Origin of the sequence: uncultured Streptococcus sp. (genome assembly GCF_901875575.1) — a bacterium.
Classification (GTDB): Bacteria; Bacillota; Bacilli; order Lactobacillales; family Streptococcaceae; genus Streptococcus.
On record NZ_CABFMF010000077.1, the window covers coordinates 25,614 to 37,863 of the forward strand.

At 28.4% G+C, this 12,250-nt stretch carries 13 protein-coding genes; all 13 read left to right on the plus strand.

The genetic code is table 11. The features are described 5' to 3' along the window. Positions 1-12: 12 nt before the first annotated feature. Entirely contained in the window at positions 13-729 is a 717-nt protein-coding gene (locus QZ114_RS09040) for an ABC transporter ATP-binding protein (RefSeq protein ID WP_295502432.1), read from the plus strand. After that, positions 722-2,260 carry a hypothetical protein gene (locus tag QZ114_RS09045; RefSeq protein ID WP_295502434.1) on the plus strand — a complete coding sequence of 513 codons (1,539 nt, stop codon included), beginning with the start codon at positions 722-724 and terminating at the stop codon, positions 2,258-2,260. The genes QZ114_RS09040 and QZ114_RS09045 overlap by 8 nt, the downstream gene beginning before the upstream one ends. A gap of 227 nt (positions 2,261-2,487) precedes the next feature. Then, positions 2,488-4,212, plus strand: coding sequence for a non-ribosomal peptide synthetase (locus QZ114_RS09050; protein WP_295502436.1), 1,725 nt, complete (start codon positions 2,488-2,490; stop codon positions 4,210-4,212). Between the two features lie 33 nt (positions 4,213-4,245). Continuing rightward, positions 4,246-4,473 carry a PLDc N-terminal domain-containing protein gene (locus QZ114_RS09055; protein WP_295502438.1) on the plus strand — a complete coding sequence of 76 codons (228 nt, stop codon included), beginning with the start codon at positions 4,246-4,248 and terminating at the stop codon, positions 4,471-4,473. Continuing rightward, entirely contained in the window at positions 4,473-5,417 is a 945-nt protein-coding gene (locus QZ114_RS09060; protein WP_295502440.1) for an ABC transporter ATP-binding protein, read from the plus strand. The genes QZ114_RS09055 and QZ114_RS09060 overlap by 1 nt, the downstream gene beginning before the upstream one ends. After that, positions 5,389-6,162, plus strand: coding sequence for an ABC transporter permease (locus QZ114_RS09065; protein WP_295502442.1), 774 nt, complete (start codon positions 5,389-5,391; stop codon positions 6,160-6,162). Before QZ114_RS09060 ends, QZ114_RS09065 begins: the two co-directional genes overlap by 29 nt. Before the next feature lie 6 nt (positions 6,163-6,168). Then, complete coding sequence (locus QZ114_RS09070) at positions 6,169-6,852, plus strand: 4'-phosphopantetheinyl transferase superfamily protein (protein WP_295502445.1); 684 nt, start codon at positions 6,169-6,171, stop codon at positions 6,850-6,852. A 407-nt stretch (positions 6,853-7,259) separates the two neighbouring features. Beyond that, positions 7,260-7,616: an SAG1252 family conjugative relaxosome accessory protein gene (locus QZ114_RS09075; RefSeq protein WP_295502446.1), complete on the plus strand. Its 357-nt coding sequence runs from the start codon at positions 7,260-7,262 to the stop codon at positions 7,614-7,616. Positions 7,617-7,620: 4 nt separating this feature from the next. Continuing rightward, positions 7,621-7,986, plus strand: coding sequence for a MobC family plasmid mobilization relaxosome protein (locus tag QZ114_RS09080; RefSeq protein ID WP_295502448.1), 366 nt, complete (start codon positions 7,621-7,623; stop codon positions 7,984-7,986). Continuing rightward, positions 7,973-9,802: an SAG1250 family conjugative relaxase gene (locus tag QZ114_RS09085; RefSeq protein ID WP_295502450.1), complete on the plus strand. Its 1,830-nt coding sequence runs from the start codon at positions 7,973-7,975 to the stop codon at positions 9,800-9,802. The genes QZ114_RS09080 and QZ114_RS09085 overlap by 14 nt, the downstream gene beginning before the upstream one ends. Before the next feature lie 103 nt (positions 9,803-9,905). Continuing rightward, entirely contained in the window at positions 9,906-10,130 is a 225-nt protein-coding gene (locus QZ114_RS09090; RefSeq protein ID WP_004261340.1) for a helix-turn-helix domain-containing protein, read from the plus strand. Between the two features lie 270 nt (positions 10,131-10,400). Continuing rightward, positions 10,401-10,634 (plus strand): hypothetical protein, encoded by a 234-nt coding sequence (locus tag QZ114_RS09095; RefSeq protein ID WP_001022845.1) that lies wholly within the window; start codon positions 10,401-10,403, stop codon positions 10,632-10,634. Between the two features lie 84 nt (positions 10,635-10,718). Beyond that, positions 10,719-12,227 carry a site-specific integrase gene (locus QZ114_RS09100; protein ID WP_295502453.1) on the plus strand — a complete coding sequence of 503 codons (1,509 nt, stop codon included), beginning with the start codon at positions 10,719-10,721 and terminating at the stop codon, positions 12,225-12,227. The last annotated feature ends 23 nt before the right edge of the window (positions 12,228-12,250 follow it).

Below are 12,250 nucleotides of genomic sequence, written 5' to 3' on the forward strand. Positions count from 1 at the left end.
AAAGGAATGAACATGTTAAGTATTAAAAATTTAAAAAAAATTTATGGAAAAAGTGGGAAAGGTATAACTAACTTAAATTTATTCTTATCGGAAGGAACTATTTGCGCCTTTATTGGCTCTAATGGTGCTGGAAAATCTACTTCAATTAAATCAATTGTTGGTATTCATCCTTTTGATCAAGGTGAAGTTATATTAGATGATATTAGTTTGACTCAAAAACCTCGGCTTTTTAAGTCTCTTATGGGGTATGCAGCAGATTCACCCGAGTTATATGATAATTTAAGAGGTTATGAATTTTTAAATTTTATTGCTTCAATCTATAAAGTATCAGGTATTGAATTTACAAGACGAGTAAATTATTTAGTTGAGAAATTAGAAATGAAAAGTGCATTAAGTCAGTTGATTTCCACGTATTCCCATGGAATGAAGCAACGACTTGTTTTAATTTCTATCTTTCTACATAATCCTAAGTTGATCGTATTAGATGAGCCATTTGTTGGTTTAGATCCGAATGCAACTCACTTTCTAGTGGAAGAATTAAAAAGAAGGGCACAGCAGGGGAGCATTATCATATATTCTACCCATGTTTTAGAGGTTGCAGAAAAATTATGTAATCATGTTGTTTTAATTGACAATGGTGTTGTAAAAATAAATAATAATATGGCTACAGTGACCAAAGAATTATCTTTAAATGAAGTTTTCAGACGGGAGACATATAAAAATGATTGATGATTTATTAAAATTTTTATGTATTCGTCTTAAGAATCAATTAGGTATTTCAAAATTAAGTGATGACTCATCTACTGTAAAGTCACACTCGCGTATTACTTTTATTGGCTATAGCGTCGCAATTCTGCTCCTTTTTTCTTACTTTGTTTATTTACCATTTCAAATGTCTGCGGAGGGAGAGAGTGAATATGTTAATTCCTATGTTATTGGTTTGATGTTTTGGATTCTAGCTATTTGGACTAATTTATCAGGAGTTAAAAATCTGTTTTATAGTAGAGATCATGATTATATTTTTTCATTACCTTTGGAGAAATGGCAAGCAAAGATATCTATAATTGTTTATCAATACCTACTATATTCTGTTCTTTCAATTGTATTATTTTTAGGAGCGCAGATATCATTAATTATTATTGAACAGGCAGCAATAAATACTACGTTATACATTCTACTGTTATCTTTATGTATCCCAGCACTTGCTATCATAACCAGCGTGTTACTTACTTTTACAGTTGAGACTCTTTTGCGCTTTTTTAAAGTTAATTCAAGCTTAAACGCTTCGTTACTATCATTCTTATTGCTTATTTTACCACTTATAATGAGCTACTTGAAATTAGGAATAAGTAAACCTAGATTAGGCATTGTCGTATCAACCGTTTTCTCATTTCCAATTTTAGGAAGTTTAAGTATAATACATCATTTAATAATTGTAGGAATGATTATTTTTACTCTTGTTTTGACTTCTTTGTTTCTTTTGGGAGTAGTCTGTAACTATGAAAAAATTGTTGTGATGATTAGAGAACAATCAGATAATTTAAGTTCCAGTTATCATTTGTCTGTAGCTTCAACATTCTCTTCATTGCTAAGGAGAGAAATTCAAGTCTATACGTCATCGTTTTCTTATGTAAGCAATACTATATTAATGCCGTTTTTATTGGTAGTAGTTGGTATTATATCAATGACTTATGGAGAAAAGTTGATTCCAGAAGTTGTTCTTTATAATTTAACTATCCCAGTCGACCAAGTATACTATATTATATTTACTTCATGTTTGATATTGACAACAACAACAACAAGTGCTTTTTCAATAGAAGGAAGAAAAATTTGGATAATGAAATCACTGCCAATTTCAATTTTAGAAATAAGTTTTATAAAACTTATCTTGAATTTGTTATTATTTCTACCAGGTTTAATTATTGCATCTATTAGTTGTTTAAAAATGAATTTAAACTTAATTCAATTTTCACAAGCAATTTCTTTACTCATCAGCAATTTAATTTTTGTAACATGTCTTGGACTATTTATTAATTTTAAATTTCCAAATTTTAAGTGGAATAATGAAATGGAAGTAGTAAAACAAGGAGCATCAACTATTATAACGGCATTCATCAGTATGACATTAATTGGAGTAACAAGTATTCTAGTTATTTTTACAAATTTTTCATATCTTTTTATTCTTAGTATAGTAGAAGTGTTACTAGTAGTTTACTTTATTAAGACATTGAAAAATGAAAAATATATTAAAAGCAACTGATTATAGTAGAAGGTGGTGAATGTTAAAAATTACTGAAATAAATTAATTTAATTATATCGAATATAGAGATTATATTATTTAAACTATATTGAAGAGACAAATATATATAATTAAAATAGATAATGTATTTACATTGCTATCTCTTATTTGATATTTAGTAGATTAAGGTAAGGTATACTTCCTTAGTAATATTAAGTTTTTACTCGAATAAAGTAGGGAGTTTTAGCATGACGAGATATGATTTATATAATGATACTTTTTTAGAAGTTGATAAAATGTTTTTGGATTCTAGTTTAAGAAAAGCTGCATCAGATTTTAAAAATAAAATTGCAGTTCAAACTTTAGATGATAAAATTAGTTATGGTGAGTTATATGAAGAATCACTGAAATTATCTAAAAGCTTTAAATTTCAAAATCAACCTATTGCTATTATAGGTTATAGGGAGATTAAAACAATTATACAGATTTATGCTGTTCTTATGTCTAACAACTACTATATTCCAATTGATCCAGAGTATCCAGAAGATAGAAAGCAATATATTTTGGATAAATCTTCTGCTAGAATATTATTGGATGGAAATATTGTAAAAGAAGTTAGGAAGAATAGTACGACAATCCCTTACAGAGATAAAGTAGGTTCATCTGACAGGATAGCGTATATTATATTTACATCAGGGAGTACAGGAAAGCCTAAAGGTGTAGTTGAAACACATCATCAGGTATGGAATACATTGATAGACTTAAAAAATAGATTGGAGTTAACTTCTGAGGACTACTTTCTTGGCTTAGCGTCGTACTCATTTGATTTATCTGTATTTGACATTTTTGCTCCTAGTATGGTGGGAGGGACTCTATTTATTGTAAAAGATCAGAGGGATTCGAAAGAAATAACAAACATATTATCAAATGAGCAAATTTCAGTGTGGAATTCAGTTCCAAGTGTTCTAAATTCTTATTTACAAAGTAATTTAAAAAATTCTTCCAACTTGAACTTGAGAGTTTGTTTATTGAGTGGTGATTATGTTTCTAAAGAGTTAGTAGAATGTACACAAAAGGCACTTCCTGAATGTCGAATCTTTAGTTTAGGTGGGGCAACAGAATGTTCTATTTGGTCGATCTTATATGAAATAACAAACGATAATATAAAAGACACTGATTATATTCCTTATGGTTACCCAATGTCAAATCAACAAGTTTATATTTTAGACAATGATAATAAGATTGTTAGTGATCATACTATAGGTCAAATTGCTATTGGAGGGGCTGGAGTTGCTTTAGGGTATATTGATGATGATAGAACTAATGAAGTGTTTATTCAACATCCTGAGCTAGGATATTTATATCTTACTGGGGACTTAGGGAAACTCTTTTATCCCAAATATATAAAATTTATGGGACGAAAAGAAACGCAAATTAAGGTTAATGGATACAGGGTAAGTTTTAATGAGATATCAAGAGTATTTAGAAATAATTTTAAAAGTGAATGTGTAACATTTTCTTTTAAAGACGAGGAAAAAATTGACAAAATCGTATTAGTATATTTTTCTAAATATGATTTAAATGAAAAAGCTATTAGGAATAATTTGAAATCTCAATTAGCTAAATATGAGCTACCTCATTATATTTTTAATATGAAACACGTACCACTGACATCAAATGGTAAAATTGATATAAGCTTTTTAAAAGAATCTATTATTGAAAGGATTGATTCATTACATCAACTGAATGATGGATTTATAGAGGAAGAAACTCCAGTCATAATTATGTTAAAAGAAATTTTAAGAGTAGATAGTGTACCATATGATACCCCAATTTTTTCATTAGGTATTGATTCATTAAAGATGGTTAGGATAAAAAATTGGGCTTTAGATGAACTAGGTGTAGAGATTGAATTAGTAGATATTTATAATTGTGATACTGTTCGTGACATTGAAAAATTGTTGTCAGAATGATTATAGAACATAAAAGATAATAAAGGAGCAAGTATGTTAGAAAGTATAAGTAGTTTAGTGGGAGTATCAAAAGATTTGTTCATGATACTGTTTCCAATTTTTGTTTTACACTTCTTAATGATCATCATTAGTTGCATAGATTTATTTAGAAATTATAAAAGAAAGTCTGAATTTTTATGGATTTTAGCAATTATTTCTGTAACAATTTTTGGTCCAATTTTATATTTATCTGTAGGTAAAAATTTTAGAAAGGATAACTGATGGAGAAAGAGTTACTTAGTATTGATAATATATCGAAAAAATTTGATGATAAACTGGCAATTAAAAATTTTTCTTTGAAAATTTTTAAAGGAGATTGTATAGGGCTTATAGGTCCTAATGGGGCAGGAAAGACAACTTTATTAAGAATGATAACTGGTCTATTATCTCCAACAACAGGAAATGTAATTTTTGATGGTGAAGTAATTAAGAATCAAAAAGAATTTATTGGCTATTTACCACAATATCCAAATTACTACGAGTGGATGACACCTAGGGAGTTTCTAAAATTTAGTTGCAAATTATTTAATATGGATATTTCTATGATTAACGAACGTATAGAAGAAGTCTTGAGTAAAGTTGGACTATTGGAAGATTGTGATAGAGTAATAAGTGGTTTTTCTGGAGGAATGCGACAAAGATTAGGAATTGCACAAGCAATAATACATAAACCAAAGTTTGTTGTTTTGGATGAGCCTGTTTCTGCATTAGATCCAATTGGTCGTAGAGAAATTTTGAATCTCATTAATGATATAAAGAAAGAATCAACTATTATTTTTTCAACACATATTTTAGCTGATGCCCAAGAAGTTTGTGATAGATTTTGTGTTGTAAAAAAAGGTACTATGCTGGATGACTTTTATTTATTAGATATGTTGACCAATAATAGTTACATTAAGTTAAACATTCGATTAATTGATAATGATTTTGAATGGATAAATTACTTGAAAAATATGCAAACGATTGATACTGTTTTTTTAAATCAAAACAATATAATTATAAAATTTAATGCTGAAATTGATAGCTGGAAATTCGATTTTTTGAAATCACTTATTGATTATAATGTTAATTTTTCAAAAATTGAAGTAAATAATTTTTCTTTAGAGGATTATTTTATGCAACTAATGGAGGATAAATATGAAAAATTTAGTTTTACTGATAACTAAAGAGTGGAAAGAATCGAAAAAAGAATATAAAATTTTATGGATACCGATTGTTTTAATTTTAGCGGCGATTATGCAACCACTTACCATGCAAATACTCCCTAAAGTAGTTGAGAATAATGATATGCTTGTGGTCAATCCTGATTATATTACTCCTTCTGGAAATGAAGTTTTTTCTGGAATTTTTGGACAGTTAAATCAATTTGCCATTTTCACTATAGCAGTAACAACGATGGGAAGCATTATTAGCGAGAAAAAAAGTGGTGTTCTTGAATTGCTGTTTTCAAAGCCAGTTACTTCTTTACAATATTTGTTAAGTAAGTATATTTTTTATAATATTTTATTTATTGTTAGTTTGTGTATTGGATTATTTGTAGGTCTATATTATACAGAGGTGTATTATTCATCGGTTATAGTTTCTCTATTTTTGAAAGCATCAATCTTTTATGCTATTTGGCTTTGGTTTATAGTAAGTCTTGGTATCATGGGAAGTGCGATTTTTAAAAATCAGATACAAGCTGTGCTAGTTATTTTTACAATTCCAGTATTATGTTTAATTCTTAATAATTTTAAAGGTACTTTTCTAGAAATATTGAATCCAGGAAGTCTAAGTAAAAATGCAGTATCGCTTATGGCAAATGGTAGTTTAATTGATTACTGGTATATTAACGTTCTATGTGTAATACTTTTAATCATTCTTTGTATGTATTTTTCATATAAAAATTTAAAAATTACTCAAAAGGAGTAATAAAAATTGAAAGTAATATATTCTGATATCTCAAACGAAAGATTTAGTAATTTAAAAAAATATATAGATTTTTTATCTCCAAATAGGAAAGAAAAAATAAACTGTTTTAAATTTGAAAAGGATAAAATACGTTCAATTTTTTCTGAATTGCTTTTGAATTACGCTTTAAAAACATATTATGGTATCAATTTAAAGGATTGTAAGATTCATTTTAATATATATGGTAAACCATACATAGACCATGACTTTGATTTAAAATATAATTTATCACACTCAGGAGATATTGTCATATGTTCTATTTCAACCAATAATATAGGTGTTGATATTGAGGAGAATATATCATTAAATTTGGATACAGTTATTAATTGTCTCCACACAATGGAAAGAGAGGAACTTGATAATTGTAAAACAGAAGAAAAAATTAAATTATTTTATAATTATTGGGTTTTAAAAGAAAGTTATTTAAAATACTTAGGAATAGGTCTTCAATATCCAGTAGAAAAATTGGGATTCAATATCAATAATGAACAAATAAATGTTATTAGTGATTTAGAAACTGAGAAAAAAACTTTTTTCAAATTATTAAACATTTCAGATTATTATAGTGCCGCAGTATGTTGCGAAAATAGTGAAGAGATTGAAGTAGTAATGATTGAACCTGATATTCTGAAAAATTATTTTGAAAATTGAAAAAATCTTTATTAAATTAGCTCATCGATAACATTAAATATGAAAAACAAACACAGTTTAAGTTTTCTAATTACTAGAATTTTAATTGTGCTTGTTTTTTCTTTTTAAGAAATTATATTTTTAAATTTCAATTAATATTTTGTGATATTTTTTTCAAATTTATTTTGTTAATGTTTTACTTGTTAAGAAAAAATGGGGTTTGGGGGCTTGCCACCACATTGTCATATCGTTTGTTTTTGAACCGTAAGGTTTGAAATGGCAAGCGATATTATTTTTGGGATATTGTGGACACAATATCTGAGCTCGCAAAGCCTTACAAAAACGTTGAAGCTATTTTGAAAAATGTACTGACAGTGTCTGTAAGCTTACATTGTCAGTACAGGTATCAATGAAGGAGGAAAAGTCATATGAAAAGAGATATACGTAGTATTCGGAAACAATTTCGCTTAACAGAAACGGAAGAAAAACAAATACTAGATTTAATGAGAGAGAAAGGAGAGGATAATTTTTCTGATTTTCTCCGTAAAAGCTTACTATTGTCTGATGGACAAAAACAGATGGAAAAATGGTTCAACATTTGGAAAAAACAAAAGTTGGAACAAATTAGCCGTGATGTTTATGAAATATTCATAATTGCTAAAACAAATCATCAGGTTACTCAAGAACATGTTTCTATTTTGTTAACTTGTATTCAGGAATTGATTAAAGAAGTAGAAAAAACAAGTCTTCTTAGTGAAAATTTTCGTAACAAATACATGAGGTAGTAGAGTGGAGCACCGATATAGAACAAATTTAAAAAAAGTCTTTTTATCTGACCTAGAATTAGTCAAATTGAATGAAAATATCTCAAAAAGTCACTGCTTATCATTCTCAGAATATGCTAGACGAACTCTACTAGATCCTGGTATGAATTTTATCACCATTGATACAAATAGTTATCAAGATTTGATTTTTGAATTAAAACGAATCGGAAATAATATTAATCAAATAGCCAGAAGCATAAATTATTCGAATTTAATAACGGAAGTTGAATTAAATGAGTTGAGAAAAGGTATAGAAGAGTTAATAGTAGAAGTGGAGAAAGATTTTCTTATTCAATCTGAAAAATTGAGGAAATTTTATGGTTATCACTAAACACTTTGCGATTCATGGAAAAAATTATCGTAGTAAACTAATCAAATATATTTTGAATCCAAGTAAAACAAAAAATCTAACACTAGTTTCAGATTTTGGTATGAGAAATTATTTAGATTTTCCTAGTTATAAAGAACTAGTGAGGATGTACAATGATAATTTTTTAAGTAATGATACTCTTTATGAATTTCGTCATGATAGGCAAGAAGTAAATCAACGAAAAATTCATTCTCATCATATTATTCAGTCTTTTTCTCCAGATGATCATCTTACTCCCGAACAAATCAATCGGATTGGTTATGATACAGTTAAAGAGTTGACAGGAGGTAGATTTCGTTTTATCGTAGCAACACATGTCGATAAAGGTCATATCCACAATCACATCATTCTAAATTCAATTGATCAGAATTCTGATAAAAAGTTTCTATGGAATTATAAGTCAGAACGTAATCTACGAATGGTTTCAGATCGTCTTTCAAAAATTGCAGGTGCAAAGATTATAGAAAATCGTTATTCGCATCGTCAGTATGAAGTTTATCGAAAAACCAATTACAAATATGAAATAAAACAACGGGTATATTTTCTAATTGAGAACTCGAAAAATTTTGAAGATTTCATGAAAAAAGCAAAAGCTTTACATTTAAAAATTGATTTTAGACACAAGCATGTTACTTTTTTTATGACCGATTCAAATATGAAACAAGTCGTACGTGATAATAAATTGAATAGAAAACAACCTTATAATGAAACTTATTTTAAGAAAAAGTTTGTTCAAAGGGAAATTATAAACATCTTAGAATTTCTACTTCCGAAAATGAAGAATATGAATGAATTGATTCAACGAGCAGAATTGTTTGGATTAAAAATAATTCCGAAAGAAAAACATGTTCTATTTGAATTTGATGGGATTAAGCTTTCAGAGCAGGAATTGGTAAAAACGAATCAGTATAGTGTTAGTTATTTTCAAGACTATTTTAATAACAAAAATGAAACTTTTGTCTTAGATAATAATAATTTAATTGAACTTTACAATAAAGAAAAGCTAATTAAAGAAAAAGAGTTGCCGACAGAAGAGGTGGTATGGAAATCCTATCAAGATTTCAAGAGAAATAGGGATGATGTTCATGAGTTAGAAGTAGAGTTGAATCTTAATCAAATAGAAGCAGTAGTAGACGATGGAATTTACATTAAGGTACAGTTTGGTATCCGACAAGAAGGACTTATTTTTGTACCAAATATTCAAATCAATATGGAAGAAGAAAAAGTTAAAGTATTTCTCAGAGAAACTAGTTCTTACTATGTATATCATAAAGATTCAGCAGAAAAAAATCGCTTTATGAAAGGTAAAACTTTAATTAGGCAATTTACGCTTCAGCATGAACCGCAACATATGTATAGAAGAATACCTCTTAGCAAAATTAAAGAAAAAATAGAACAATTAGATTTTCTTATATCTGCGGAAAATAGTCCGAATGATTTTGAAGATATAACAAATGATTTCATTGCCCAAATATCTTATCTAGAGAATATGATTGAACAACTCCAAAATAAAATTGATGATTTAACTAATTTAGAGGAAGTATTGTTGAAAGATACGACAAATAGTTCTAGCAATTTAGAAAGTAGTATTCAAGGTAAAAGTTCAGTAGATACAATAGAGAAGGATTTATACATATATAAAGGAAAGATTGAAACACTGAAGGAACAACATAGAGAAGCAATAAATTTATTTGAAATGTTTAATAAAACAATAAAGAAATATAAGAAAAAACAAAATATGAAATCTATTGAGGAAAATGAGATACATTTAGAGTAAACAGTTTCCTAAAAAGTATATATAGAATAGTTTCATGTGCCAATTTGTCACATATTTAATAATAAGAAAATAACTATATTATACTTGTTTTAGGAGACAACAAATGTTGAAAAGGATTAGAGATTTACGTGAAGATGATGATTTGACACAAGAATATATTGCGAAAATCGTTTTGAATTGTACAAGATCAGCTTATTCTAAAATGGAAGCTGGTAGCAGGCTAATCTCTATAAATGACCTTATCAAACTTGCAGATTTTTATAAGGTGAGTCTAGACTACCTTGTAGGTCGAGTGGATAATAAAGAAGACCATTACTCTAAAAAGTAGTAGGTTAAGAAAGCACATTGACAATTGAATAGTCCAAAATGGTACTTTCCTCATTTGTGGAGCAGTTTTGAATGGCTCGCCATGATAAGAGCGACATTAAAACCATCAATAAAATAGAGCGATACTTTATATGCCATGATACAAATGATATACAATGATACTTCTGACCGTTCAGGCTGCCACCGTAAAAGAGCAGTAAGTGAAATTCTTATGATGACTTCATCAGTCATGCCATGGAGGAGAAAATATTTTTTTAGGAAGGATGATGACATGAATATAAAATATATATCTGTCGAAAATTCCATTGCAGAATGGGCTGATAAAAAGGGAATTCTAAAAAGATGGGATGGTTTAAATCAATATACATTGAACAGATGGATTAAAGAAATGCGAGAAAACAGAACATTTTCCATGTATGTAATTAACCCAACCCATAAACTTGTTTTCATTAATCTAGAAGGATTTGAAAGTTTCTTAAGATGGAAGCAAAAGCGGACAAAATAAGGAAGTCATGGTATAATATAGGGTAGTTATTTATTCTATACAACAATGATTTATTTCTTTTTAAGAGTTAAGAGGAATTAAATTATGTATTATGTAACTAAAACAAATTCAAAAGGGCAACCCTTATATCAAGTGGTTGAAAAGTACAAAGATCCACTAACAGGAAAGTGGAAATCAGTAACTGTAAGTTATACTAAGAATACTAGTAGGGCGAGGAAACAAGCTGAAAGAGAGGTTCTTGATAAAATAGATAGACTAACTACTTCATTTGAAAGTCAGTATAGTCCTGAACTGATTACAACATTTGGAGAGTTAAAAGAAAATTGGTTTCAGACTTGGTGTGTCTCTGTTAAACCACAAACAATTCAGAGAGAACTACTGGTTATGAAGCGTCTTGGGAAAATTATAGGAGATGATTTTTTGTTAGACAGGATTACTCCACTTCTGATGAAAAATAGTCTCAATAAATATTTAGAAATGTATGATGCATCGCCTTCAACAATGACTCATATAAAAAGTACTTGTAATAAGATTTTTAATCATGGTGTGTTATATAATGTCATTAAGTTTTCTCCAATGACTGCGGTAAAACTAGATATTTCACTAGAGAAAAGGCGTAAAGCAAAAGAAAGACATGATTCTAAATTTCTAGAAATCCATGAATTACATGCATTTTTTGATGTGTTACGCCAATGCAGAAATGCAAACTATTATGATCTTGCTATAGTATTGTTGCTTACAGGTATTCGAATTAGTGAAGCAGCATTTTTACCATCAGATATTGATTTTGAAAAAGGAATCTTGCATATTGATAAGGCACTTCAATATCATTGTTTAAAAGTTGAACAATTTCATTTTGATACAACTAAAACACTCAATTCAATTAGAGAAGTAGCTTTGCCTGAAGCTGCAAGCGAAGCTATTAAAAGGACAATACAGAGAAATAAAGAGTTTGATACTTATATGGAGAAACATCCCTGTCCTGCTTTTACACATTCTGAAAGTGTATTTAGAACAGAATACGGCTCTCCAATAACATCAAGCACTTTTCGTCAAATTTTGAAACGAATAGAAGGAAAATTATTGACAAATTGTTTAAGTGACTATGGTTTTAAGTGGGTAAAACATGTTACTCCCCATTCGTTTAGGCATATGCATATTAGTTACCTTCAAAGTAATGAGATGCACATAGCAGTGAAAGATATTATGACTAGAGTAGGACATGCTAACTTTGAGACAACAATGGGCTATACACATAATATAAATCGTTCACAAGAAAATACTGTAAATGCCTTAAATCAATTTGTAGAAAATCACAATTTCCATTTTGAAGAATTGAAAAGTTATACCTGTAAATATTCCAGAATGATTGAAAAATTCATTGAAACTAGTGATAATAGCAATAAAGTAGAATTAAGTGTTGATGAGTTCAAAGACTTGTTACATCTTAGTCCACGTTACTCACCTAAAAATATTGTTTCAAATTTACTATTAAAAATCAAAAAAGATATTGTCAAATACCACCCACAGTTTGATATAAAGATTGTGAAATCAAGTGAGAATCAAATAAGAGGTTTTTCCATTGCATGGTAGTTTTGGTGTTCGCTTGGTGTTTA